This is a genomic window from Vreelandella venusta, from assembly GCF_007989605.1.
GTDB lineage: Bacteria > Pseudomonadota > Gammaproteobacteria > Pseudomonadales > Halomonadaceae > Vreelandella > Vreelandella venusta.
The window spans coordinates 20,061-44,461 of record NZ_BJUL01000017.1 but is presented as its reverse complement, the minus strand read 5'-3'; the positions used below and the strand labels follow the sequence as shown (position 1 = coordinate 44,461).

General features: G+C 52.1%; 26 protein-coding genes. 1 reads left to right on the top strand and 25 read right to left on the bottom strand.

Features of this window, described 5'->3' with window-relative positions:
- Positions 1-4: 4 nt before the first annotated feature.
- The 13 genes from ribF to fliD (HVE01_RS15895) all read right to left on the bottom strand — a co-directional run bounded on the left by ribF (position 5) and on the right by fliD (HVE01_RS15895) (position 13,324).
- Entirely contained in the window at positions 5-1,042 is a 1,038-nt protein-coding gene (ribF, locus tag HVE01_RS15955) for a bifunctional riboflavin kinase/FAD synthetase (RefSeq protein WP_125751665.1), read from the bottom strand.
- A gap of 145 nt (positions 1,043-1,187) precedes the next feature.
- Positions 1,188-2,765 (bottom strand): murein biosynthesis integral membrane protein MurJ, encoded by a 1,578-nt coding sequence (gene murJ, locus HVE01_RS15950; protein WP_146945086.1) that lies wholly within the window; start codon positions 2,763-2,765, stop codon positions 1,188-1,190.
- 109 nt (positions 2,766-2,874) lie between these two features.
- Positions 2,875-3,141 carry a 30S ribosomal protein S20 gene (rpsT, locus tag HVE01_RS15945; protein WP_125751671.1) on the bottom strand — a complete coding sequence of 89 codons (267 nt, stop codon included), beginning with the start codon at positions 3,139-3,141 and terminating at the stop codon, positions 2,875-2,877.
- A 292-nt stretch (positions 3,142-3,433) separates the two neighbouring features.
- On the bottom strand, positions 3,434-4,189 hold the full coding sequence (locus HVE01_RS15940; RefSeq protein ID WP_146945085.1) for an amino acid ABC transporter ATP-binding protein: 756 nt from the start codon (positions 4,187-4,189) through the stop codon (positions 3,434-3,436).
- On the bottom strand, positions 4,186-4,854 hold the full coding sequence (locus HVE01_RS15935; protein WP_125751677.1) for an amino acid ABC transporter permease: 669 nt from the start codon (positions 4,852-4,854) through the stop codon (positions 4,186-4,188). Before HVE01_RS15935 ends, HVE01_RS15940 begins: the two co-directional genes overlap by 4 nt.
- Positions 4,855-4,956: 102 nt before the next feature.
- A complete protein-coding gene (locus HVE01_RS15930) occupies positions 4,957-5,727 on the bottom strand; it encodes an amino acid ABC transporter substrate-binding protein (protein WP_146945084.1) in 771 nt (256 codons plus the stop codon).
- Between the two features lie 238 nt (positions 5,728-5,965).
- Entirely contained in the window at positions 5,966-6,538 is a 573-nt protein-coding gene (locus HVE01_RS15925) for a PIN domain-containing protein (protein ID WP_146945083.1), read from the bottom strand.
- Positions 6,538-6,993 carry a helix-turn-helix domain-containing protein gene (locus HVE01_RS15920; RefSeq protein WP_095603744.1) on the bottom strand — a complete coding sequence of 152 codons (456 nt, stop codon included), beginning with the start codon at positions 6,991-6,993 and terminating at the stop codon, positions 6,538-6,540. Before HVE01_RS15920 ends, HVE01_RS15925 begins: the two co-directional genes overlap by 1 nt.
- 161 nt (positions 6,994-7,154) lie before the next feature.
- Positions 7,155-7,754: a hypothetical protein gene (locus HVE01_RS15915; protein ID WP_146945082.1), complete on the bottom strand. Its 600-nt coding sequence runs from the start codon at positions 7,752-7,754 to the stop codon at positions 7,155-7,157.
- 599 nt (positions 7,755-8,353) lie between these two features.
- Positions 8,354-8,545 (bottom strand): hypothetical protein, encoded by a 192-nt coding sequence (locus HVE01_RS15910; RefSeq protein WP_146945081.1) that lies wholly within the window; start codon positions 8,543-8,545, stop codon positions 8,354-8,356.
- 93 nt (positions 8,546-8,638) lie between these two features.
- Positions 8,639-9,862 (bottom strand): FliC/FljB family flagellin, encoded by a 1,224-nt coding sequence (locus tag HVE01_RS15905; protein ID WP_146945080.1) that lies wholly within the window; start codon positions 9,860-9,862, stop codon positions 8,639-8,641.
- Between the two features lie 478 nt (positions 9,863-10,340).
- The gene (fliD, locus tag HVE01_RS15900) at positions 10,341-11,744 is read right to left on the bottom strand and encodes a flagellar filament capping protein FliD (RefSeq protein WP_146945079.1); all 1,404 of its coding nucleotides are present in this window, start codon (positions 11,742-11,744) and stop codon (positions 10,341-10,343) included.
- Between the two features lie 233 nt (positions 11,745-11,977).
- A complete protein-coding gene (gene fliD, locus HVE01_RS15895) occupies positions 11,978-13,324 on the bottom strand; it encodes a flagellar filament capping protein FliD (RefSeq protein ID WP_146945078.1) in 1,347 nt (448 codons plus the stop codon).
- A 381-nt stretch (positions 13,325-13,705) separates the two neighbouring features.
- Here fliD (HVE01_RS15895) and HVE01_RS15890 point away from each other — a divergent pair, with 381 nt between their 5' ends.
- The gene (locus HVE01_RS15890; protein WP_125751695.1) at positions 13,706-14,035 is read left to right on the top strand and encodes a hypothetical protein; all 330 of its coding nucleotides are present in this window, start codon (positions 13,706-13,708) and stop codon (positions 14,033-14,035) included.
- A 294-nt stretch (positions 14,036-14,329) separates the two neighbouring features.
- Here the strand turns inward: HVE01_RS15890 and HVE01_RS15885 are convergent, their stop codons facing one another.
- From HVE01_RS15885 to HVE01_RS15830, 12 genes are all read right to left on the bottom strand, one after another.
- On the bottom strand, positions 14,330-14,932 hold the full coding sequence (locus HVE01_RS15885) for a YqhA family protein (protein WP_241006752.1): 603 nt from the start codon (positions 14,930-14,932) through the stop codon (positions 14,330-14,332).
- 64 nt (positions 14,933-14,996) lie between these two features.
- Entirely contained in the window at positions 14,997-15,590 is a 594-nt protein-coding gene (locus HVE01_RS15880) for an exopolysaccharide biosynthesis protein (protein WP_146945077.1), read from the bottom strand.
- Between the two features lie 90 nt (positions 15,591-15,680).
- A complete protein-coding gene (locus HVE01_RS15875; RefSeq protein WP_146945076.1) occupies positions 15,681-16,133 on the bottom strand; it encodes a tellurite resistance TerB family protein in 453 nt (150 codons plus the stop codon).
- A 152-nt stretch (positions 16,134-16,285) separates the two neighbouring features.
- Positions 16,286-17,299 (bottom strand): nucleoid-associated protein YejK, encoded by a 1,014-nt coding sequence (gene yejK / locus HVE01_RS15870; protein WP_146945075.1) that lies wholly within the window; start codon positions 17,297-17,299, stop codon positions 16,286-16,288.
- Between the two features lie 53 nt (positions 17,300-17,352).
- On the bottom strand, positions 17,353-18,114 hold the full coding sequence (locus HVE01_RS15865) for an ABC transporter permease (RefSeq protein ID WP_146945074.1): 762 nt from the start codon (positions 18,112-18,114) through the stop codon (positions 17,353-17,355).
- On the bottom strand, positions 18,111-19,046 hold the full coding sequence (locus tag HVE01_RS15860) for an ABC transporter ATP-binding protein (protein ID WP_146945073.1): 936 nt from the start codon (positions 19,044-19,046) through the stop codon (positions 18,111-18,113). The genes HVE01_RS15865 and HVE01_RS15860 overlap by 4 nt, the downstream gene beginning before the upstream one ends.
- A 58-nt stretch (positions 19,047-19,104) precedes the next feature.
- On the bottom strand, positions 19,105-19,383 hold the full coding sequence (locus HVE01_RS15855) for a peptidylprolyl isomerase (protein ID WP_089040730.1): 279 nt from the start codon (positions 19,381-19,383) through the stop codon (positions 19,105-19,107).
- A gap of 82 nt (positions 19,384-19,465) precedes the next feature.
- On the bottom strand, positions 19,466-20,530 hold the full coding sequence (locus HVE01_RS15850; RefSeq protein WP_146945100.1) for a serine hydrolase: 1,065 nt from the start codon (positions 20,528-20,530) through the stop codon (positions 19,466-19,468).
- Between the two features lie 56 nt (positions 20,531-20,586).
- Positions 20,587-21,693 (bottom strand): heparan-alpha-glucosaminide N-acetyltransferase domain-containing protein, encoded by a 1,107-nt coding sequence (locus tag HVE01_RS15845; RefSeq protein WP_146945072.1) that lies wholly within the window; start codon positions 21,691-21,693, stop codon positions 20,587-20,589.
- Between the two features lie 204 nt (positions 21,694-21,897).
- On the bottom strand, positions 21,898-22,170 hold the full coding sequence (locus tag HVE01_RS15840; RefSeq protein ID WP_146945071.1) for a hypothetical protein: 273 nt from the start codon (positions 22,168-22,170) through the stop codon (positions 21,898-21,900).
- Between the two features lie 300 nt (positions 22,171-22,470).
- Positions 22,471-23,766, bottom strand: coding sequence for a TRAP transporter large permease (locus tag HVE01_RS15835; protein ID WP_095603727.1), 1,296 nt, complete (start codon positions 23,764-23,766; stop codon positions 22,471-22,473).
- Positions 23,763-24,293 (bottom strand): TRAP transporter small permease, encoded by a 531-nt coding sequence (locus tag HVE01_RS15830; protein ID WP_213017542.1) that lies wholly within the window; start codon positions 24,291-24,293, stop codon positions 23,763-23,765. Before HVE01_RS15830 ends, HVE01_RS15835 begins: the two co-directional genes overlap by 4 nt.
- Positions 24,294-24,401: the final 108 nt, after the last annotated feature.

Sequence of the window (24,401 nt, the reverse complement as noted above, 5' to 3'; positions counted from 1 at the left end):
CCGGTCAGCCGTCGTTAGCATCGGCGGCGTTATCCGCCGAAGAGAAATCAGAAGAAGCGGTCTCACGCCCAAGCGGGGCCGAGGCCAGCGGAAGAGAATTCATGCAGCCAGCACCCGCTGCTGCAAAGTAGCGGCGCGCTCTGGCTTGATCGTGTTCAATTTGCGTTTTTAGCGCATCAAAGTCGTCAAACTTCACTTCCCCGCGCAAACGCGCGCAGGGGTAAACCGTCAGCCGCTGACCATAGAGGTCGCCTGAAAAATCCAACAGATGAACTTCCAGCGTGGGGCGTTTAGATCCCACCGTTGGCCGAAAACCAACATTCGCCACGGCGGGATAGCGCTGACCATTAGCCAGCTCGGCCACCACAGCAAACACGCCGCGCAGCGTTAATGGCTGAGGCAACAGCGGCAGGTTAGCAGTGGGCACACCAATGGTGCGCCCTAGCTGCTGGTCGCGTACCACACGGCCATGCAGCGAATACGACCTGCCAAGCAGGCGTGCAGCGACCTCAAAGTTACCGCTGGCCAGCAAGGTACGCACGCGCGAACTGGATACCCGCTCGTCATCAACTTTAAAGGTGCGTGTGTGTTCAACGCCAAACCCTTCTACCTGCCCAACAGTTTCAAGCAAGGTGAAGTCACCACGGCGGTCGCAACCAAAGCGGAAGTCGTCGCCCACCACCAGATGCTGCACTCCCAAGCCCTCAATGAGCACTTGATCGATAAACTCGCGCCCAGTCAGGCTGCGCAAGGCATCGTTGAAAGGCAGGCACAGTACCTGTTCGGCACCATGGTCTCGTAGCAAGCGAACTTTTTCACGCAGGCGGGTAAGCCGCGGCGGTGCTTGATCACCGGCAAAAAACTCCCGCGGCTGAGGCTCAAACACCACCACGGTCAGCGGCACCTTCAAGCGCGCCGCATGCTCACGGCACTGCTGCAGGATCGCCTGATGGCCGCGATGCACACCATCAAAATTACCGATAGTGGCAACGCAGCCCCGATGAGCCGCTGTCAGATTGTGCAGACCTCGAATGACGTGCATGGCACCTCTTTTTTAAAGCCTTTTTAAAAAGCGTTTGCCGTCTAAAAGCGTTTGATTATAACCAACGCGCTGATCAGCTGCAGGGGAAGATTACGTTCACCCGGTTATCACCTTCTTTACCACCTTAACACTGCTTGTTTGCGCATCAGCTATTCATCTTAAAATGACGCAGCCGTAGGCCAAACGCGGCCAGCCAGGCAAAATAAAGCCCACCACCCAATACCACGAGTCCCGCTACCCAGCGAATGCGCTGCCACAGTGCAAAATCAAGCCACTCCTGCCAGTCGGGGGCAGCCAGATAAAGCGCAATACTCATCAACGCGCTACCGCCCACCAACTGTACTGCGTAGCGCCCCCAGCCCGGCTGAAAGACCAACACCTTCTGGCGGTAGAGCAGATACCCTAGCAGTCCAGCATTTAAAAACGCCGACAGCGCGGTCGCCAATGCCAAGCCTGCGTGAGCAAGCGGCCAAATTAACAGCAGGTTAAACACCATGTTAGCCACCATGGCGATAATGCCCACTTTGACCGGTGTTTTAGTATCCTGGCGGGCAAAGAACCCCGGTGCCAACACCTTGATCAGCATAAACGCCACCAATCCAAAGGCGTAAGCGCGTAGGCTCATGGCGGCCATTTGAATATCGGTATCGGTCATTGCCCCGTAGTAGAACAAGGTAATCAAAAACGGTTCTGCCAGCACGGCCAGTGCCAGCGCGGCCGGTACCCCCAGCAGTAGCACGACGCGAATGGCCCAGTCTAACATCGCAGAAAAGTGTTCGGTGGACTGCTCCGCATGGCGCTTGGAAAGTGCCGGCAGAATAATCGTGCCAATCGCTACACCGAAGACCCCAAGCGGAAGTTCGACCAACCTATCTGAGTAGTACAGCCAAGACACGCTGCCCGCCGTTAACAACGAGGCCAGCACCGTATCCAGCAGCAAGTTAATTTGCGAAACCGATACGCCAAACAGCGCGGGAGCCATGAGCTTCAGGATGCGCTTTACGCCTTCGTGGGCAAAATTTGGCCACGGGGTCGGCAGCAACCCAAGGCGCAGCAAAAACGGCACCTGAAATGCTAACTGGGCAGCACCCGCAATCAACACCCCCCAGGCCAGCGCCATGGCGGGTTCTTCCATTAACGGCATTAACAGTAGCGCCGCGCCAATCAGCGAAATATTCAGCAGCACGGGGGTGAACGCGGGCACCGCAAAGCGGTTCCAGGTATTCAGCACGCTTCCCGAAAAAGCGGTTAACGAAATCAGCAGCAAATAGGGAAACGTCAGGCGCAACATGTCAGCTGTCATGGCCAACTTTTCGGGGTCGCGCCCGAAGCCAGGGGCAAACACCCACACTAGCCACGGGGCCCCCAGCATCGCCAACGCGGTTATTAGCGCCAAAATAGCGGTCAGACTGCCCGCTACTGCGTTCAGCAGCTCGCGAATTTCCTGCTTACTGCGCTGGGTTGAGTACTCTGAAAGCACTGGCACAAAGGCTTGGTTAAACGCCCCTTCGGCAAACAAACGACGCAGAAAATTAGGAATTTTAAACGCAACGAAGAACGCATCCGAGCCATTGCCTGCCCCCAAGAAGGTGGCAACCACCACATCGCGCACCAACCCCATCACACGCGACAACATGGTCATGGCACTGACCACTAACCCAGAGCGCATCAACCCGCGGCGCGGGGGCGACATATTTGCTTGCGGTGGTGTGTTGGCGGTCATCACTCAATCCATAGCGACTAAAACAAGAGACCCAAAGTCGCCGCGGGCAACGCGACGTATAGACACAAAAAAACCGGCCGCAGCCGGTTTTTTTATGGCGCCTGCCGGCTTACGCCGCCAGAGCCTTAATGCGCTTGTTCAAGCGGCTTTTCAGACGTGCAGCTTTCTTCTTAGAAAGAACGTCTTTATCAGCGATGCGGTCGACAACCGGCTGCATTGCCCGGAACTCTTCCATCGCTTTGCCATGATCGCCGGTGCTGATCGCTTTGATCACACGCTTGATGTAGGTGCGGACCTTGCTGCGCTGGCTGGCTTTCAGGACGCGACGAGTCTCGGCCTGGCGGGCGCGCTTGCGTGCTTGCTTGCTGTTCGCCACAGGTATCTCCTTGGAGAATAAAGGTTGCCAATAAACGGCAACGGATTAACTATGTGATTGTCGGTCGGCTTTCGCCACTAGGTTTTCACCATGACACGACATTTCCGTCAGAATCTTTCCACAATAACCAATTGATTTGGAAGCAATTAAAACGCTGCCAAATGGTGTAACGAGCAGTTCAAAAGCTGCCCGCCCACGGGTCTTGTCTGAGAGGATGGCGTAGTCTATCACGCGTTAAGCGGGCTTGCCAGCGCTTGTCAATGCTTTTCCCGCACGGATCGCCACTCATCCGTTATGGCAATGCCTGCCCCGTTGGCGCCAAAATTTTGCGCAGAAAACGCCGTGTTCGCTCATCTTGAGGGTTGGTGAACAGCGCTTCGGGCGACCCTTGCTCGACAATTTGCCCTTCATCCATAAACACCACCCGGTCGGCGACGTCTCTGGCGAACTGCATTTCATGGGTCACCACAATCATGGTTTGCTGCTCGGCGGCGAGCTGTTTCATTAAGCTCAGCACCTCTTCCACCCATTGCGGATCCAGCGATGAGGTTGGCTCGTCAAATAGAATCACATCAGCATTCGCGGCCATCGCACGCCCAATGCCTACCCGCTGCTGCTGGCCACCGGAAAGCGATGCTGGGTACGCATCCGCCTTATCGGCCAAGCCAATGCGCTCTAAAATCTCCCTTGCCCGAGCGTGTGCCTGAGCCTTAGGCAGCTTATCCACGACAATCATGCCTTCGCTGATATTTTCTAACGCCGTCTTGTTGGCAAACAATCCATAGTTCTGAAATACAAAAGCGGTTCGTCGGCGTAGCGCCAGAATATCGGCACGACTAGCACGCCGGGCATCGACTCTTAAATCGCCTACCGTAATGTGCCCCGCCTCTGGGCGTTCTAGAAAGTTAATACAGCGCAGCAGGGTTGATTTTCCGGTACCCGAGGGACCAATAATGACGATGATTTCACCCTGTTCCAGGTGCAAATCAACGTCCGAAAATACTGGCTGCTGGCCAAAACGCTTACTGACAGATTCGAGGGTGATCATCGCTGGTACGCCTTATTCAGATACGTTTCCAGACGGCGCTGCCCCCAGGAAAGCACTTCCACCACCACCCAGTAAATAATCGCCACCAGCAGAAATGCTTCCAGGTAGAGAAAGCTGCCCGAGGCTTCTTTTTGGGTAGCGCCCATCATTTCGGTGACACCCAGGGTAAACGCCAGGGAAGTCGCTTTAATCATATCGATGAAGTAGTTCATCAGCGTTGGCGTTGCCACGCGGGTGGCTTGAGGCAGAATAATCCGCCGCATCAATTGAGACTGGGTCATACCGATGGACAGCGCTGCTTCGGTCTGGCTGCGGTCAATACCGACAATCGCCGCGCGAATGGATTCCGCCATGTAGGCCGAAAAGTGCAGCGTTAAGCCCAGCACTGCGGCCGTCACTCCGTTGATGGAAATCAGCGCGTTAATCAGCTGGGGTAAGCCGTAATAGAACAAAAATAGCTGTACTAACAGCGGCGTTCCACGAAAAAACGAGATAAACAGCATTGCCGCGCCGTTCAACACCGGCACTCGCGACACCCGGATGACCGCCAACAGGCAGGCAATGATCAGCGCCAACAGCATGGCGATGCTCGCCATTTGCAGCGTTAACGGTAAATAGCTCAGTAGGACCGGCAACAGGTCCCACATATACTCCACATTCAGCATGGTTATTCCAAGGTCAGTTTCGCAACGTCGCTATAAGCGAAACGGCCGTGGCAGTGCCACGGCCGCAATCAGTTGCTGGTCGTCTAAAGGTAAACGCCGCGATTATGGCTGGGTGATATCAGTATCGAACCATTTTTGCGATATTTCACCTAATGTACCGTTTTCACGCAGCTCTTCCAGGGCGGCATCTACGCGGTCACGCTGCGCACGGCCCTCTTCATCATCACGAAACGGCAGCGCGTTTTCTATGATGGTGAACGGCTGGCCGGCCAATGCAAGCGGCAAGCCGCGCTCGCTGATCACTTGGCTAGCGCTAACGCGATCCATCACAAATGCATCGATACGGCCAAGCGCCACATCCTGCTCGACGTTGGATTCGTAGGTACGGATATCGATCTCATCAGCATTAGGCTGTTCACGCAGCAACTGCTCATAGTTAGAGCCTAGATTGACCGCGACGCTTTTGCCGGATAAATCTTCAACCCCCTGAATAGTGTCATTACCTGCCCGTACAACAACCTGGGCACCATCGTAAACATACGGTGCGGTGAAGGCGTACTTCGCTTTGCGCTCATCGGTGATGGTAATTTGGTTAGCAATGGTATCAATGCGCCCCGATTCCAACATGCCCGCCAAGCCAGAGAAGCTTGCTGTCACGAATTCAATCTCATCGCCAGTCACATCACCCACGGCGTTCATGACATCCACTTCAAAGCCTTTAAGCTCATCACGCTCAACGTATGTAAAGGGGAAATACCCCCCAGACATGCCGACACGCAGCGTATCCGCGTAAGCAGCGGCAGACAGCACACCACTTACAACGCTAAGCGAAAGAACGGCAACGGCTTTTTTCCAACGGCTCACATTCGTCATCATATCTCCCTCTCAGTGGCACCGAGGCGCCCTGCTTTAAATGTGAGCACTGGTTGCGACGTTCGTCGAACATCGGCCAGTGCAATGAGGCCAAGATACCAGCAAAAAAGAAATAATAAACCTATTTTTTAGTTCTTTTTGGAATTTATGAGCAACCGGTGGTGCTATCGTGATGATAAAGGAAGCACTCTGCGTAATCGCCCAGCTAGCACTAAATCAAAAGAGAGACGCGCGCCCTCTAAAGCAGCGACCCAAAGCGCCTTAACTCACTCACTGACTCGGGAAGTCTTTGATTAAACAGCAAGTCTAGATATTCATTAATACTAAAAGGTGGTTTTTTTAGGCTTTTACGATGATTTTGAACGGCTTGGACAACATGCCCTGGGCTTAAAGCCAACATATCCGAAATGAATTCATCTGGATGTATTGCCCTGATATCGTATTGTGCTAAAGCATGATCAGGAAAATCCTTTAAGTTAAACGTAATGATAGCTTCTGCACCACTATGAATAGCACAGGCAAGCACATGACGGTCATCTGGATCGGGAAGCAATAACCCATCAATCAATGGCTCAAACCCTGATACCACCGCATCTCGTGTGTGCTTATCCATCAAGTCGCGAACACGCTCCAACTGCGCCCAAGTTAAATCGCTACGTTGCTCCAATAGATTGCGCATCCATTCGTCATGGATTAGTTGCGACCAGCGTGCTCGATAAAGATCCGTCATGGCCAAGTGAATCAAAAAACTTCTTAGCGGGGCTGGATAAAGCACACATGCATCGTATACGACAGTGTAGTAAGAACTCATCAATACCCCAGACCCAGCGACTGATCGAGCTCCGACAACTCCTCAAGTACTTGCAAACGTTTTTGATCTACGCTGGTTTTATAAGCCATCACATCGGTGTATTTGAGTTTTCGCCGATTTCCAGCACGATGATAAGGAATCCTTCCTTCATCCAGCACTTTAATTAATGTCGGTCGTGACATGTTGAGCACATCTGCCGCCTCCTGAGTTGTCATTTCAGCATGAACAGGAATTAGCTTTACCGTATTACCATCACCGAGCTCGGTCAAAATATCGATCAACAGGCGCAAAGCGCTCACAGGGACTTCAACTTGATGAATATGCCCATCTTTATCAGTAATAGCGACATGTTGTGTGGAAGCTCGCGTTTCAACATGTGCCGCAAGTTCACGACTGGAGAGCTTAGCCAGAGCAGCCTCTTCTTGGCTAGGTAGCAAATTAGACAACGATCCCATTTTTATCTCCTCAGGTGTCATATATACCATTATGCACCCAGAAAACAATTTATTCGAATTTTTCGAAATCGTGACTGGCTGTTATCTGTCATCTAAGAACTGAGGTAATCTCCCCATTGCAAAGTGAACGAGCAAGCGAGCAGCAATGGCGCCTCAGATAGCTAAACTTTGGCCTTACCAGAAATAACGGCTTTAAACCCTGCCTTGCTGATTGGCTGCTGATTGGCGTCAACCACCTTACCGCCTAAACGTGCCAATGATTTAGCAAGAGAAACCAGCCGCACAAGCTGGAGTTTGCTGGGTGAAAGGGAACGACTATTCTCATTCACCTTAATAGTGACGCCCTTAATTAAGTACTGGCTATTATCATCAGTAAACGAAGGAAGCTGCCCAGGAGGAAAGGCGTTTTCAACAACGATAGGGTTACGTGAAGACTCCCCCATCACCGTAAAAGATTTCGTACTAGGCTCATACACCGCTCCCGCAGATGCCAGCGCTACGCTTAAGCGCTCATTTAGCCCAGGAGAGGGAGTATCGAACAACACTTGAACGCCCCAAGAAGTGTTGCCCTCATTCGCCAGCGTGGGGATATCTTCCGCTTGCGTTTTAGCGCCCATCGACAGCTTTCTCGGCCGATTAGCAGGCTGGGAAGCGCCCCTAAACTCGCCGCTAAGAATTAAATACATAGCAACAAAGCCACAGGTCAGGCTAACCCACATCGTACCAATCGCCACCACTAGCGTGAGCGTATACGTATCCATACTATGTTTATTATCCTTACCCTATTGTTGCCAGCACGGCCAAAAGTTAACCGACCAAGTGGATTATGCTAGATAAGCGCGTCACCACAAGCCCCTCTTGGTCTATAGCACCTTTTGAAGCTACCCCAACATCGCTCGCGCATGCAACACACCGCCATGCCCGAACAACCCACCGCACCGTCATTCCCGAGCAACCCACTGCACCGTCATTCCCGAGTGGGGTTATCGGGAATCCATTTTGCCCTTTGCCCGATAATACTCCGCTGCCTGCTTCATCATGGATTCCCGCTAAGGACATGCGGGAATGACGGACCTAGGGCGTAACCTCTGTGAGTGGCGGGTGTCAGCTAGCCAACATCACTCGCGAATGCAACACACCGCCATGCCCTAGCAACCCATCACACCATCACTCCCGAGTAACCCACCGCACCGTCATTCCCGAGCAACCCACTGCACCGTCATTCCCGAGTGGGGTTATCGGGAATCCATTCTGACCTTTGCCCGATAAAACTCAGCTGCCTGCCTCCCCATGGATTCCCGCTAAGGGCATGTGGGAATGACGAACCTGGGGCGTAACCTCTGCAAGTGGCGGGTATCAACTACCCCAACATCGCTCGCGTATGCTCGCGCTGCTGCTTCACAGCGCCATCTAATATATCCAGTAGCTTTTCATAATCCTCCGGCATCTCCTTATCCATGCCGGTGTCTTCAAAGCGTTGTAGCATGGCTTGAGTGTCCGCTATAACGGTTTGCAGCTCGTCGATAACGTATTGTTGTTCTTCATTGGTCATGTTACCCCCAACAAAAAACCGGCCCCCATAGGGAGCCGGTTCATTTTGCACCTTAGCGATAGAGAAAACTCCCTATCAAAGCTAAGCCTCAGATTAACCCAGCAGAGAAAGAACGTTCTGCGGAATCTGGTTGGCCTGTGCCAGTACAGAAGTACCGGCCTGCTGCAGAATCTGTGACTTAGTCATGTTAGCCACTTCTACCGCGTAGTCTGCATCTTCAATACGCGAACGTGCCGCAGAGAGGTTGGTCTCATTGGTATTCAAGTTAGTGATGGCGGATTCGAAGCGGTTTTGGACGGCACCTAAGTCGGAGCGAAGAGTATCCACCATGCTTAATGCATCATCTAGCTGCTTCAGCGGGTCAGCAGTGCTACCATTTTGAAGGCTGGCAGCGCTCAGTTTAGCTCCATCAACAGTAAATGCTGCGGTAGCGGTTGAAGTATCAGCATCTTGCGGATCTAGAGCGACGTAGAATGTTTTAGCAGCACCATCAGCCGCAACATCCAACCCTTTATTGGCTAAGCTTTCGGAAGCAGCTTGGCCTGCAGCATCATTGGTCAAAGTGATGCTGACCTCCGCATACCAGTTGCCGTTACTATCCACTTTAGCATTTCCAGAAGTGTCAGCAATAGTAACACTACCGTTACCGCTTAATCCTAAAGAGGTCTGAAGGTCAGCGGAGAAGTTATTGATGCTAGTATCATTAACCGAAGTGGTGTCACCATACGCTGCTTGCATGGCTACAGTAGTGCCGCCAGTTTGATCTGTGAAGCCACCGGCAACATCAGGTCCGGATACGCTGTAAGTGCTCAAGCCCAAAGTAGTTGAGGTAATTTCTTTGAGGTTAACGGCGATCTGTTCACCATCATTTGCACCCACTTGAATATTGAGCGCTTGGTCATTTGCCAGTACCTTAACACCGTTAAAATCCGTTTGTTGTGAGATTCGGTTAATCTCACCCATACGCTGCCCAATTTCAGCTTGGATAGAGTCAAGGTCTTTCTGCGAGTTGGTACCGTTTTGCGCCTGAACGGTCAGCTCACGAACACGCTGCAGGTTGTCGTTCACCTGGTTCAGTGCGCCTTCAGCAGTCTGGGCAACAGAAATACCGTCGTTAGCGTTACGCTGCGCCTGAGACAGACCAGTAATCTGGCTGCTCATGCGGTTGGCGATGGCTTGGCCAGCTGCGTCGTCTTTAGCGCTATTGATACGCAGACCAGAGCTCAAACGCTCCATAGAGGTTTGCAGGGCACTTTGTGATTTGGACAGGTTGGACTGGCCAATCATGGAGGTAATGTTGGTATTGATCACTGACATGGTGTGATTCTCCTTGCATGAACACTGGCCGGAAGGCCTGCTATTCGGCCACTTTGTGCGCCGTTATTAGAATTAACGGCACGGCGAGAGGAATCTTTAGGGCGGTTAGTAAAAAAAGATGTAATGTTTGGTAACTGAAGCGGGAGGGAAGTAGCACTTTTAGGGAAGTTGAGGTTGATTCACTATCTTCGCAGCTGAGATCGCGAGCTAAAGCTCCCTCCTACAAAATATCTTGCCACTGTTCTGTTGTAGGAGGCCACTTCCAGTGGGCGATGGCGGCGTAGCCGCCCTTAGTTAGCGCAAGCATTCAAGCCTGAATCATCGTCAAAGTGTCGAACCAAAGCTAAAACTCACTTCCACAACGACTCCCCAACAGTGACACTGCATTAGATCGCGCGCTAAAGCGCCCTCCTACAATGTCACAGCGTTTAGGTCGCGAGCTGAAGTTGCCTCTCGCAATGGAAAAGCAGCGTTAAGATTATTTCTTACGGCCTAACTGACTATCCAGGGCGTCGAACTGCTGGGTGAGGTAACTGCTCATGCTGTTCATCTGGGCAATCATCGCATCCAGTTGGCCGAACTGGGTGCGGTAGCGAGAGATGGTGCCTTCAATGGTTTTTTCCATACGCTCGAAACGGTCGTCCAGGCTTTTTACACGGTTTTCCGCGCCGCTAATCGCCAGCTTGACCACGCCGTTGTTGCCCAGCACCTGTTCGATAGTGGTGTTTAGTCTACCCGCCATACCCTCCCCCTCGTTTTCACCGGCAAAAAAGGCATTGAGTGCCTGGGGATTATTAGCGATCAAGCCATCTAACGTCTCTTCATCGACCTTTAGCTTACCATCTCGTTGCAGAGTGATGCCTAGCTGGTTAAGGGTAGACAACTCACCGCCTTCTACCCCACCGGTTAATACACTGCGCAGCCGGGATTCGATGGTGCGCACGGTGTTATCGCCCAATAGCTCACCAGCGGTTTCGCTATCGCCGGTAAAGCGAGTGAGCTTGCCAATAGTGCCTTTTAAGTCATTAAACGCTTTTACAAAGCCATTAATCGCTTCGCGCTGCTTTAGCGTGTCGCGCTCAATATTAATGGTGCTGGAAGCCGTTTCGCCCTCGGCAATGTTGAGATCCGTAAGGTTGAGCGTTACGCCCTGAATCGCGCCTTCGATTTTATTGTCAGCACTGCTAATCGCAATGCCGTTTACCGTTAACGCGGCGTTTTCGCCAGGGCGCTTGGTGAGTGCATCTTCAGCAAAGGGGCCGGGCACTACAGCGCTATCAGCATCAACAAAGCTAAAACTTTCAATAGAAGCGTCTGCGCCAGTGGTTTTAGAACTCAGTGCCAGCCGGTAGCCCGTGCCATCGTTGATAATCGTGGCGTTAACACCAGATTCTTTATCAGCGTTAATGGCATCACGAATATCCGCAAGGCTACTGCCTTCTGCAATGTTGATAGCGACGCTCTCGCCATCGCAAAAGGTTAGCTGCAGCGCAGTTGCCCCTTGTAGATCCATGGCTGCGTCCCGCTCTCCCACGCGGTTTGAAGCTAGCGTGCCAGAGGTGGCCAATTGGCTGACCTCTACCCGGTAGCTGCCCGGCAGCGCATCAGCGGCGGCAGTCGCTTTAATAGCTTCTCCACCACCAGTGCCACGCACATTGGCTGAAAGGCTTTGGTAGAGCTTGGGGTCATTGATTTTGGCGACCGCGTCTTGAAACGCGTTCAGCGACGTTTGAAGTTGGCCAAAGGCAGAAATTTTCGCCTGCTGCTGCTTCTTTTGAAGCGTAATCGGCGCGAGTTTGCCTCGCTCAGCCGCTTGAAGCTGATCAAGCAAACCGGTGAGATCAAGGCCAGAACCAACGCCAAGAGAGGTTATCGTCGCCATGCGGGGGGTATTCCTCAGTGCAAAAGGCTAAACCACAAGACTCAGGCGCGCATGCACACGCCCGTTTATTTAATAGCACTGCTATCGGCAGAAAAGCGCACAACTTTAGCGCCTTTTCGCGCTTTCGCTGATTTTCATACTTTTTTACTAGAAATGAGAAACTTCTAATAAAAACGCCTGCAGGAAGCAGGCGTTAGCGTAGGCGTTCAACAACCATCCAATTACTTTAGCGGTTATTTACGCCCAAGCTGAGCGTCGAGGGCATCAAACTGCTGGGTTAGATAGCTGCTAGTTTGGTTCATCTGGGCAATCATGCTATCTAACTGGCCGAACTGGGTACGGTAACGAGAAATGGTCTGCTCAATGGTTTTTTCTGTGCGGGTGTAGCGCTCCACTAGGGACTCTACGCGATTTTCCGCCCCGGTAATAGCGCCTTTCACAGCCCCGTTAGTGCCCAACAACTGGTCTAGGCCTTGGTTTAACTGACCAGCCATACCTGCCTCGTCGGCGTCACCAGCAAAGAACACCGACAGCGCATCCTGGTTATTGACAATGGCGTTATCCAGTTCGCTTTCATCAATAGAAAGCGTGCCGTCCCGCTGTAGCGAAATACCAATATCACTAAGCACCGAGAACTCACCTTCGATACCGCCACTTAATATGCTGCGCATGCGTGATTCCACAGTGCGCACCGTATTATCACCGTTGAGCTCGCCAGCCACGCCGGTTTCCGCATTGTAACTGGTCAGCTCGCCGATGGTGCCCTTAAGCTCGTTATAGGCATCGACAAAGCCCGTAATTGCTTCACGAACAGCGCGTGTATTCTGCTCGACTTCCACGGTGCTATCGCCTTCCTCTTGCAGATTAAGCGTCACGCCTTGAATCGCTCCTTCAACCTGATTAGTGGGACTGGTGATAGCAATACCATTCACCGTTAACGCGGCATCGGTGCCTGCTTGCAGAGTGTTATCGGTGTCCGCAGCGAAGGGTTCGGTGCCTGAAAAGCTAAAGCCGGTAATAGAGGCGTCCGCACCGGTTTCGCTAGAACTAAGCGCCAGCCGGTAGTTGGTGCCGTCGTTCACAATAGTGGCGTTAACGCCTGAATCTTCACTGGCGTTAATCGCATCGCGAATATCTTCCAGACTACTATTCGCACCGATGGTGACCTCTTTACTGGACCCATCACCGAATGAGAAGGTCAGCGTTTGCTCAGCGGTCGTTAGCGACGCGTCCAGTTCAGCAACACCTTCAGAAGCCAGCGTGCCACGAGTAGCGAGTGTATTAACGGTGACATTGTAACTACCGGGCTGCGCTTCGCCGTCTGCCGTGGCAGTAATAGCATCGCCTCCTACATTCGTGGAAAGGCTTTCATACAGCGCACTGTCGTTTAACTCAGCGGCTGCAGTTTGAAATTTGGAAAGCGCACTTTGCAGCTGACCATAAGCAGAAATCTTGGTCTGCTGGGTTTCCAGTTGACGCTCTATAGGCTTCAACTTCCCTCGCTCAGCATCTTGCAATTGATCCAACAAGCCGTTGAGGTCGAGTCCTGAGCCAATACCGAGTGATGAAATGGAAGCCATAAGTTACTGCCCTTTTTTTAAATAACGCCCAACACGCTGGCGCTGCTCATACATAAGAATGTGATTTATATTTAATACTATCGGCCATTAAAGCTTAGACTTGAGCCTATTTGGCTTTTTTTACGTACTAAAAAGTAATGAATTGTAAAGAATGACGCTTACATAAAACTAAAAAGCCATAACGCCATCAATTTTAATTAATACTTTTTGCTTTTCCCCTAGCGGCTTACATGCTGAATTATCTAGATGACAGAAATGTGTCAGAAAAAGGTCGGTGGTGGCTTTGACATCAACCCATCATAGACCTTGGTCTAATACTCGCATTGCTTTATAATGCGCTGCAACAAGCCCATTTTGGGGCTATTTGCAGGAGAACGACTTATGCCTTCCGAGGTGTCACACCCCGCATCCAGCGTAGCGTCTGCCGCTTATCATGTTCAGCGTAGCCTACGTCACTGCCTTTCTAGCGTTGCCGAGCTGCTTTATGATAACGGCCATGTGCTCGAAACCATTACCTTGCCACAGCGTGGCCTTGCCCGGCGTGAGCTAGCTCATTTGAAGGGGCAATGCCCTAGTTGGAAAACATGCCAACAGGTGCTCGAAGAGAGTGGTGCCGCTGAATTTAACGACTACGACCGTTTCGTACTGACGTCGATGGGACGGGAACTAATGTTTGATATGTTTGGCCAGGGCGCTGCCGACTGCGCGTAAATACAAAGCGCCCGCAGCCCCTTGAAAAAAGGGCTGCGGGCGTTTTTCTATTGGCGCGGTGTGCTTAACGCAGTCCAAGTAGCGATAGAATAAACAGCACAACAACGATTAGACCAATAATATAGATAATGTTACGCATAACGGCACTCCTTGCTTTTGCGTTTAAAGGCTTGCTTCAAAGAGAGCAACACCTTGGGATAACATTTCCAGCCTAGCAGTGATTGATAATGTTTGCGTAATTTACCCTCGGCGGGTATTAACTCACTCGCTTAAGAGACAGCCCGACGATTCGTCTCACTCCCCCTTATGCCCAAGACTCATGAGATACAGCGCTGCCGCCAGCGCCAGCACCGAAAGCGCGAGGTAGATGGCTTCCAGTGGCGTCGTGAAACGGATATCCACCACAGCGCGGAAAAACTCAATAATTACCGCCAAAATCACCACGCGGGCAATCTTGTCTTTGAGCTGATCCAGCGAGCCTACGTTAAACGGGTGTTTGGGATAGCGCACTTCCGCCTGATCGATTCGGGAAACAAACAGCCGATAGATACCCAGCCCAAAGATCAACAACACAATCGCTATTAAATAAACATCAACAGCAATGATGATGTCCGGCACCAGGGTATCGTGGATATCTTGAGAACTACCCACCAGATAGTAACGCAGTACGTCGCCCACCACGGTTAAGATATCCAGCGTACCCACAATAAACAGCATCAGTGAGCCCAATAGGCTCGGCACTACCGCCAGCATTACTAGAAAGCGAGAATTCCACAGCAGCGTTTCAATCCGCCGCTCCCAGGGGGATTGCTCACGGGGCGTTTTGGGCGCAGGCGGCAGTGCTGAATGTGGCGATGGCGAGTTCGATGATGACTCAGACGGCGCTGGATCAGACATGGTATGTGCTTGCTCCTTTAAACAGCCGCCAGCTCAGGCGGCATTAGGATGGTCGTAGGCGAATTTATAGCACGTTGATCAGCACAACCGTCAACGTCGCCCCGGTGAGTAGAAAACCCAGCGAGAGCATAATGCCATCTCGGGCAACTAAGCCTAAACCAAACAGGGTAAGCGCTAAGCCCGCGCCGTTGGCGCTAAACGGAATAAACTCCATCGGCGGCATGGCTAGGGCGATAAACAAGCACATCACGGCGGTAACTCGTATCCCGATATAGCCGGTCATCCACGCTAGACGCACACCCAGTAAACTATCCACCCATCTAGCGGGCTTCTTCATGTAGTGAATGGCTTTATCGAACTTGTTGCGGGAAAGCGAACGGCTTAATAACCATTTGGGCAGCCAGAACGTTTCTCTTCCCAGCAATAGTTGTACCGACGTGAGTAACACCAACGCCGCCATAAGCGTTGGCATGCCGGGGATATCACCAATAATAGGCGCAAGTGTAATTAGCCCAGCAAGCAACAAGAGAGGCCCAAATGAACGCCTGCCTACCGCGTGCACCACGTCGTCTACGCTTACCTTGGCTTTTTCACGCTCCATTCGCTCCATGGTATTAATCAGTTCGGTTAAGTTCGATGCATCCTGCATATCACTCATTGGTGTTTCTGCGCTCCAAGCCCTGTATCAATGGGTCGATTAATGGTTATGTCGACGGCAGGGGGTTTCTGCTGAGCCGGAAGGGAGCCGCTAGGCCTGGGGCGTGCTGGCAAGCTTGCTGCGAATAAAATCACTATGGCTAACGTGTAAAAGATCTGCCAGCCGCCGGATACGGTGCTCTTCAAGCGGGTCGATACTGCCGTCTGCCCAAGCAAGCTGCCACATTAACGTTACCAACTCGCAGCGCTGCTCATAGCCGTAGTGCTCTTTTATTAGGCTAACAAACTGATAATGATCGACGGCATCATCCACTTCTGTTTCCGCCAACGTCATTAATTCGTTAACATCGCTCTCACTTAAGTGATAACGACTGGTTAGCATCTGCTTCAGCGCGGCGCGTTCAGCATCGCTTTTATCGTAATCGGCGCGCATTACCTCACAGAGTAATGCCGCCGTTGCCAGCTCTAGCGTCAGAGTTTGATTATCACGCTGCTCAGGTTCTGCCAGCGCGCGTTGGAAGAAATTGCTAATGGCATCCAGCACGTTAAGCACTCCTGTTAATATACATGTCACATTTAATAAACATGCTACTTCGACTGGCGTTGCGGCATTTAGTGCCCTTTACACCTAAGCGCCCACCCGCTCCTCACTCCTCACTCCTCACTATTCACCTATCACTCCTCACTATTCACCTATCACTCCTTACGCTTCGCCAACTGCTCTTTTAGCTGCTTGGGCACTTGCTTAATAATCAGGCGATCCTGGTTTTCATCGTACTCAATGCTGGACCCGAGTAGGTGGGAGTCAAAACTGATCGATACGCCCCCAGCGCGTCCGGTAAATCGCCGGAACTGACTGATAGTACGCTTGTCCGGTGGAATCTCTGGAGAAAGGCCATAGTCAGCATTCCGGATATGGTCGTAAAACGCTTTGGGCTGCTTTTCGTCCACCAGCTCTGAAAGTTCTTCTAATGTCATTGGCTCGCCACGGCGCAGCTGCTCGTTGGCGTAGTCAACCAGGGTGTCAGTTTTTTCTCGGCTGGCTTCGTCGTCGTAGTCCTCTTTTTCGACGTAATCACTGAAGGCTTTCAACAGCGTGCGGGTTTCGGCGGGGGCATCAATGCCCTCTTCCATTCCCAACAGGGCTATCAAGCCATCGGCTAGCTTTTTGCCGCCGCGGTCTTTTAAAAACGACACATACTGTGTGCTTTCAGCGTCGCTCTGCCATTGGGTAAGGTTTATCCGTGCTGCCAAGGTGAGCTGGCTGGTATTAAGCTGCGCGGCAGGCACTGCTTGGTGCTCTGCGTTAATGCCAATACCTTCCCGCTGATGAACTAAGCCTAAAAATAGCGTCTCGGTATCGCCCTGGCGCAGATGTGCGAACACTAAGTAGCCGCTAACGGAGAGCTGCTCTTGTAGTGTTTTCGCCAAGCGCTCGGCAATCGCCATAGAAAGCTGGGTAAAATCTTGCTCTTCTGCCATATAGGCTTGCAGCCAAGCGACCAGCGGCCCAGCCTGCTCGCCCTGCTCGGCAAACCTTCCCCACCCTTTGGCTTTGGTGTTGTAGGTGTCATTTAGCGAATTTACCAGGCTTGCCATCACTGGATCATCGTTGGCCGCGGGTGTTGACGCAGGTGCCGCCGTGACGGTCAAACGTTCACCATCTAGTGATGGATCAAGGCGGTGCACAATACTTTGCAGTAGCGGCATAAGCGGGAGTTACCTTTTTATCAGAAGAACAGCTAAATAAGACATTGGCGCACTCAAGGCTTTAAGCGATAGCCAGTGCGAAAAATCCAGGCAATGGTGGCAAGGCTGGCTGCCAGGAAGAGCATGATCATTGCCACGCTAGCCGCTAAGCTAACATCGCCAATGCCGTAGAAGCTCCAACGGAATCCACTGACCAAGTAGACCACGGGGTTGGCTAACGTTACGGTTTGCCAAAACGGCGGCAGCATATCAATGGAGTAAAAACTGCCCCCCAAAAACGTTAGCGGAGTGATCACCAACAAAGGCACCAGCTGCAGCTTGTCGAAACCATCTGCCCAAATACCGATGATAAAGCCCAGCAGGCTGAAGGTGACGGCGGTCAGCACCAGGAAGGTCAGCATCCAAATCGGATGAGCAATTTCCAGCGGCACAAATAAGCTGGACGTTGCCAGGATGATCAGCCCCAAAATAATCGATTTCGAGGCAGCCGCGCCTACATAGCCCACCACCACTTCTAAATAAGAGATGGGCGCTGAGAGAATTTCATAAATGCTGCCGGAGAACTTCGGGAAGAAAATCCCAAACGAGGCATTAGAGACACTCTGAGTAAGTAGCATCAGCATAATCAGACCAGGCACAATAAAGGCCCCGTAGCTGACCCCGTTAATTTCGCTGATGCGTGAACCAATCGCCGCGCCAAACACCACAAAGTAAAGCGAGGTTGAAATCACTGGCGATACAATGCTTTGCAGCAAAGTACGGCGGGTGCGCGCCATTTCCGCCATATAAATGGCACGAACGGGGTAGAGATTCATGGGCGCTCCTTTACCAAATCGACGAAAATATCTTCCAACGAGCTTTGCCGGGTATGCAGATCTTTAAAGCCAATGCCCGCCCGCTCCAACTGGGTGAGCAGCGCAGAAATACCGCGCCCGTCCTCCTCCTGACGGCCATCGTAGGTGTACACCAATTCATAGCCATCGGCTGCCAGGCTCAACTCGTCTTGATCAAGAGATGCAGGCAGTGCGGAGAGCGGCGTGTGTAGCTGCAGCGTTAGCTGCTTGCTGCCAAGCTTTTTCATCAGCGCTGCTTTCTCTTCCACCAAGACAATCTCACCGCGATTAATAACGCCAATGCGGTCGGCCATTTCTTCGGCCTCTTCAATGTAATGGGTGGTGAGAATGATCGTGACACCATTATCCCGCAGCCCGCGTACCACTTCCCACATATCACGGCGTAGCTCGACGTCTACCCCTGCGGTGGGTTCATCTAGAAACAGAATGCGTGGTTCATGAGAGAGCGCTTTGGCGATCAATACGCGGCGCTTCATGCCACCGGAAAGGGTCATCAAGCGATTATTGCGTTTGTCCCACAAGGCCAGCGACTTAAGCACTTTCTCAATATGCGCAGGGTTAGGTGGCTTACCAAACAAACCACGGCTAAAGCTAACCGTGTTCCATACCGTTTCAAAGGCTTCGTTGGTCAGTTCTTGAGGCACAAGACCAATTCGTTCACGAGCCTGACGATAGTGGCTAACGCTATCATAGCCATCGACAATGACGTGGCCTTGGGTTGGGCTTACCAGCCCACATACCACGCTGATTAGCGTTGTTTTGCCCGCCCCGTTGGGGCCAAGCAGGGCAAAAATTTCGCCGCGCTGAATAGTTAAATCCACACGGCTAAGGGCTTGAAAGCCACCTTCGTAGGTTTTGTTCAAGCCTTCAATAGTAATAATGGGATCGTTCAAGGCGTGCTCCTCACACCGCGACAGCATTGCCGCGGTGCTTGACGGATGTTCGGCGCCATTAACTGCGGCTAGTGATTTCCAGCAGGTGGTAACCAAACTGGGTTTTGACCGGGCCGTGTACCTTATTCAGCTCACCGCTGAAAACGACCTTGTCAAATTCCGGTACCATTTGGCCGGGGCCAAAGCTACCCAGGTCACCGCCTTGACGGCCAGAAGGGCAGCTAGAGTGCTGCTTGGCCACTTCTGCGAAATCACGACCGTTTTCGATCTCTTGCTTCAGTGCGTTGCACTGCTCTTCGCTGCTTACCAAAATATGACGGGCGCTGGCACTTGCCATAACAAACTCCTTATTAAAAAGCCCCAAAGCGGCGTATCAGTTTATCATGCTGGTACGGCGTTAGGCGCTAGCGTTAGCTTGATTAAAGGTCAGCTAACGCACCACTAAAACGTAGCGCCTCCCCAACACTTGCCAAGGCGCGCTCATGGGCGCTTACCGAAAGCGGGCCTCGGCTACAAGTGACAATTACCCAAGGCCCCTGGACTGAAGAAAAGCGTGAGGCAATACCCGCATCGCAACTGCGACGGTGCTGGGTGCCGGTCTTATGGGCAAAATGAATGTCACTGCCCAATCCTTGTTTCAAGCGGCGCTCGCCAGAGGAAGTACGGCTCATTACCGCCAACAGCGTTTGGCGCTGCTCGCTATTCAAATCCGCCATACCCCCATGGTGAAGTGAGGCTAGCACATCGCCGAAGGCGCGCAGCGTGCCTACGTTCTCACCCGTAGCTTCATAGGCATCAAAGGCACTGTCATAGTCAGGTTGCGCGAAGGCATCTTGGCGCACGCTAAGTACACGGGCTAACGCCACCGGTCGCTGGCTAACACTGTGCTTGCGCAACGCCATAAAATCTAAACCACCTAAGCCTTGAGCTTCTGGATGAAGCTGGCCATACACCCCTTGGCGTACGCCAACGAGCTTGCTAATTGGCCCTATATGATCGGGCTTTCCTCCGCTCGCGGCCACCATCGACGTTACCCGTGTATTTACTGCCTCAAGCCCTACACGATCAATCAGCATATCGGAGGCAGTGTTATCGCTAACGGTGATCATCTGTTCCAACAAATAACGGATGGAAATAGGCGTACCTGGGTCATGCCAGTTAACCGGGCCTGCGCCGTCCACATAGTCGCTGCGTGCCAGGGTAATCCGCTCATCAAGAGCTAGCCTGCCAGCTTGATGCTCGGCCAACACTTGGGCAGCCACCGGTACCTTTATCAGCGATGCCAAATACCATGGTTCATCGGCTTTCCAGGCATAGGCTTCGCCACTGGCTAGATTCTGCACATACACGCCCAGCTGCCCACCAAATACCTCTTCGATGGCGGCCATGCGGGCGTTTAAGTCACCCTGCCAGCGACTCTGTTTATCAACTACATAATACCAATCTGCATGAACGGGCAGCGCTATTAACAGCGCGACTACCATCAGCCCACGCTGTATCCAGTGTCGCAAATCGTCAACTCCCGTTAGTTTGCTCGCGTTTAGCGATGAGCCGCCATCCAGCGGGTTAGCCAAATCCATAGCGCGGCGCCGAGTATTAACAAGCCACCAGCGCCTAGCGCCTGCGGGTAGCTGTAGGCCCCCTCGCCTTCCAATAAAAAGCGCAGTACCAGAAAAATCATCACGATATGGAAGATAAAGGCTTTGAGCGCATCACTACCAACTAGCGTGATCGGCAACAGTACTTTCGCAGCGGCTGCTCCACCCGCTAAGGCAAGCCCGAGCAGTACCAGCGCGCCACCCACGCTAAACAGCATAAAGTTTATCCCTGGCGGGTGTTTTCCCACATTACGAGCCACCGCCATCATCGCACCATGAACATCACCCCCGGCGATGGCGATGGCATAAAAAGCAGCGACCATCAGCGCCCCCGCCCCTATCAGCCAAAGAATTAAACGACGGCGTAAAGCGGCATCGAAATAGCAGCGTAGCAGTGCTTCGCCAACCAATAAGCCAGATAAAATTAACGGGGCACGGCTAAGCTGCCCCCAGGCATAGTGCTCTTCATGATCGACCAGAAATGCTTTTAAAAGGTCGTAGCCCCCAAAGGAAAACCCTTGTAGCCATGCAGAAAGTAGCGTTAATCCTGCAATGGTCGCCAAACGTCCCCAGAGGGGCATTCGCGCCCACAGCGGCAGTATCAGCGGTACCCATAGCAAGGCAATGGCATAAAAACCGAGAATCTCTACCCAGATAGCAAATCGACCGTAGAGCAGCGTGCTAACCATATCGCTAGGCGAGCTAAAGGGTAGCATTTCGATAATAATCAGCGCTTTATACCAAAACCAAACCTCAACGGCCCTTACCCACAGTTTCAACCGCCGTCGAGGCCAATCGTCACTTTGCGTGTAAGCAAGGAAGGCCACCGCCAGCGCAATGCCGAAAACTAAAATAAACAGCGAGGACGAGAACTTGGTCAAAAAGTGGATAGGCACCATGCCCCAGTCGGGCACATGGCGCATACCTACTAAACCGCTAACGGCATGACTGATAATCATCAGCCCAATGGCAATACCACGCGCGAGATCAATCGCCTCGATTCGTCCTTGCGCTTTAGGAAGCTGTGGAACCTCCTTCCAGTTCAACACGTCGGCAACGTCCTTGTGGCTGATGTTAGTAATAGAACTCTAACCATAGCCTATTCATTCCCGACACCCTATCCTTACGCCCTATCCTGACGACCTTTACGCCCTATGTGGCACCTTTTAACGCAAAAATGCCCCGCAACTGGCGGGGCATTTTCTGGTTCATCCGTGAACCTGGGTAGAAGTTAATCCGTTAGCAAGCAGGGTTTACCAACCGGAATCGTCTTCCTCTTCAGTTTCCCATGTGCCTTGCTCTTCTTCTTCCTCTTCGTACTCAGTGGTTACGCCTTCATTGGTAGCACCTTGCTCTTGCTCAGAGTCGAAGGAGTTGTAAGCGCCTTGCTCATCCTGGGTCGTTTCTTCCTGAGGAGCAGGCTCGTAATCATCGTTGCCTTCCATGCCAGCAAAGGCCAGCGGACTAGCGATTAAACCAAACGATACGCCTAAAATGCCAAGTTTCTTGAGAGATTCCTTTTTCATAGTCATGCCTCCTGGTATGGCTTCGCTTTCACTTTGGTTTTCGGTGACCAGAAAATTCGGTCATTTGAAAACCTTGGTTAGTGGCAAGAACGTCATGTCTTCCTAACATTCCGCTCTTGCCCAATACATTGCAGCCGCCATACCAAGCCATGCCAATAAAACAAAAAACACAATAAATACATAATCTTGAATATAAACAGTGCATGCCAACCTAAGGCTGCATCTATCTTTAATTAGCGATTTATTGTTTACCATTGGCACATGGGTCCTGTTGCATCATGTCAATTGGGTGTTAGGCAATTAATACCCCATCACTCGAGGCAGCCACGTGGCAAGGCCAGGTATCGCAATCAACAATAAAATCGTGGCCAGAATCGGTAACAGGAATGGCAACACCGCTTTGACCACCTGCCCATAGCGTAGTCGCGTAATGCCCACCATTAGAAACAACACCGTGCCAAAGGGTGGTGTGATAACCCCCACTGAAAGCGTAATGACCATCACAATGCCGAAATGGACAGGGTCTAACCCCGCGCTTAGCGCAGCAGGCACCACAATCGGAGTGAAGATCAGGATGCTCTCAATGACCGACATGAAACAGCCGATAAGCAGGAAGAACAGCGCAAAGCAGAGCAGCAACGCAATCGTCGGCATATCGATGCTGGCCACTTGTCCCGCCAACGCTTGCGGAATGCCCATGCGAACCAAAATCCAGCCATAAAAGCTGGATACCGCAATAATCAGCAGAATCACGGCGCTGAACATAAGGGTACGTTGGAAAGCATTAAACAAGTCGCGCAGGCTTAAGTCACGGTAGATCAGGCCGCCTAAAATAACCGCATAGAGCGAGGCAATGGCGCCGGCTTCTGTGGGCGTAAAGAAGCCCCCCCAAATACCACCGACAATAATAGTGGGCATCATCAAAGGCAGAATAGCGCGCTTGCCGGTTCGAACGACCTCGCAGGCATCAAACGGCGTAGGCTTAGGCATCACTACTTTGCCTGTTGCCCCGAGCACTACCGTCATCCCCATCAATAGTAATGCCATCAAAATACCGGGCAGCAGCCCCGCCATAAATAGCCCGCCGATACTCACGTTGGCCAACCAGCCATACACGACCAACGCAATACTGGGCGGTAGAATCGGCCCAATGACACTTGAGGCGGCGGTAATCCCAGTGGCATAACTCAAATCATAGCCACGCTCTTTCATGGCTTTAATTTCAATGCTCCCCAAACCCGCCGCGTCGGCCACGGCAGTACCCGACATAGTGGCAAAAATGGAGCTGGCCACTACGTTAGCGTGACCAAGACCGCCCTTGGTAAAACCGACTAATGCGGTGGCGAAGTCAAAAATACGCGTGGTTGTTGAGCCAATATTCATAATATTGGCCGCCAGAATAAACAGCGGAATGGCCAACAGGGTAAAGTTGTTGAGCGTTTGCACCATTCGCAGTGGCAGTAGCTCAACGGGCAACCCTCCGGTACCGGTGAATACCAAAGCGATAAATGAAGTCACACCGATGGCAACCACAACAGGCAACCCGATAGCCATTAGCACCAACAGGCCGCCAACGAAAATTAGTAATTCAGTCATGGTGCCGTCACCTCTTCTTCGCGGGGTGCTTCAAGCCACAAAACCGGGCCGCGCAGCGCTTTCCAAAAGGCGATGACCGCCATGCTTGCGAAGCTAAAGAAGATACCGTAGTAGAGGTAGCTGAAACTGATACTTAACGAAACGGTTTTATTGTTGGCGCTCATATCCGACATAATCCACGCGCCCCATGCCGCGAGGACAAAAAAGCCGCAAGAGATCAGCGAAGTAAGGCGATACTGTATATTCTTACCTAAGCTAGAGAGCTTGTGGCTGAACAGGTCAACCACTAAATGCTCACTGCGTACCCACGCAGAGATAGACCCAAAACCAATGGCATAGATGGCCAGCAGTGATGCGACTTCTTCTGTCCAGGGCATCCCCAGCCCAAGTACGTCACGGGCCACCACTGCAGACACAATGAGCAGTAATATCGCGGCCATTAACGCAACACCTATCCCATCACAAAGACGGGTGGTGTAACGCAACACATAAAAAGCGATTCTATCCGGCCCGTTTCTGGGCGGCATAGCTGAATCCACGGGAACGCTCCTGAGGCTTAATAAGGCTTAACTTAAATAGGTATCTTTTAAAACTACAACGACGGCCCGATAGGCCGCCGTTGTTCATTTAGCACA

Bases quoted from the DNA above. Each gene is read 5' to 3' on its own strand.
- ribF (WP_125751665.1), bottom strand. From the start codon at position 1,042: ATGCACGTCATTCGAGGTCTGCACAATCTGACAGCGGCTCATCGGGGC.
- murJ (WP_146945086.1), bottom strand. From the start codon at position 2,765: ATGACCGCCAACACACCACCGCAAGCAAATATGTCGCCCCCGCGCCGC.
- HVE01_RS15940 (WP_146945085.1), bottom strand. From the start codon at position 4,189: ATGATCACCCTCGAATCTGTCAGTAAGCGTTTTGGCCAGCAGCCAGTA.
- HVE01_RS15935 (WP_125751677.1), bottom strand. From the start codon at position 4,854: ATGCTGAATGTGGAGTATATGTGGGACCTGTTGCCGGTCCTACTGAGC.
- HVE01_RS15930 (WP_146945084.1), bottom strand. From the start codon at position 5,727: ATGACGAATGTGAGCCGTTGGAAAAAAGCCGTTGCCGTTCTTTCGCTT.
- HVE01_RS15925 (WP_146945083.1), bottom strand. From the start codon at position 6,538: ATGAGTTCTTACTACACTGTCGTATACGATGCATGTGTGCTTTATCCA.
- HVE01_RS15920 (WP_095603744.1), bottom strand. From the start codon at position 6,993: ATGGGATCGTTGTCTAATTTGCTACCTAGCCAAGAAGAGGCTGCTCTG.
- HVE01_RS15915 (WP_146945082.1), bottom strand. From the start codon at position 7,754: ATGGATACGTATACGCTCACGCTAGTGGTGGCGATTGGTACGATGTGG.
- HVE01_RS15910 (WP_146945081.1), bottom strand. From the start codon at position 8,545: ATGACCAATGAAGAACAACAATACGTTATCGACGAGCTGCAAACCGTT.
- HVE01_RS15905 (WP_146945080.1), bottom strand. From the start codon at position 9,862: ATGTCAGTGATCAATACCAACATTACCTCCATGATTGGCCAGTCCAAC.
- fliD (WP_146945079.1), bottom strand. From the start codon at position 11,744: ATGGCGACGATAACCTCTCTTGGCGTTGGTTCTGGCCTTGATCTCACC.
- fliD (WP_146945078.1), bottom strand. From the start codon at position 13,324: ATGGCTTCCATTTCATCACTCGGTATTGGCTCAGGACTCGACCTCAAC.
- HVE01_RS15890 (WP_125751695.1), top strand. From the start codon at position 13,706: ATGCCTTCCGAGGTGTCACACCCCGCATCCAGCGTAGCGTCTGCCGCT.
- HVE01_RS15885 (WP_241006752.1), bottom strand. From the start codon at position 14,932: ATGTCTGATCCAGCGCCGTCTGAGTCATCATCGAACTCGCCATCGCCA.
- HVE01_RS15880 (WP_146945077.1), bottom strand. From the start codon at position 15,590: ATGAGTGATATGCAGGATGCATCGAACTTAACCGAACTGATTAATACC.
- yejK (WP_146945075.1), bottom strand. From the start codon at position 17,299: ATGCCGCTACTGCAAAGTATTGTGCACCGCCTTGATCCATCACTAGAT.
- HVE01_RS15865 (WP_146945074.1), bottom strand. From the start codon at position 18,114: ATGAATCTCTACCCCGTTCGTGCCATTTATATGGCGGAAATGGCGCGC.
- HVE01_RS15855 (WP_089040730.1), bottom strand. From the start codon at position 19,383: ATGGCAAGTGCCAGCGCCCGTCATATTTTGGTAAGCAGCGAAGAGCAG.
- HVE01_RS15850 (WP_146945100.1), bottom strand. From the start codon at position 20,530: ATGGTAGTCGCGCTGTTAATAGCGCTGCCCGTTCATGCAGATTGGTAT.
- HVE01_RS15840 (WP_146945071.1), bottom strand. From the start codon at position 22,170: ATGAAAAAGGAATCTCTCAAGAAACTTGGCATTTTAGGCGTATCGTTT.
- HVE01_RS15835 (WP_095603727.1), bottom strand. From the start codon at position 23,766: ATGACTGAATTACTAATTTTCGTTGGCGGCCTGTTGGTGCTAATGGCT.
- HVE01_RS15830 (WP_213017542.1), bottom strand. From the start codon at position 24,293: ATGCCGCCCAGAAACGGGCCGGATAGAATCGCTTTTTATGTGTTGCGT.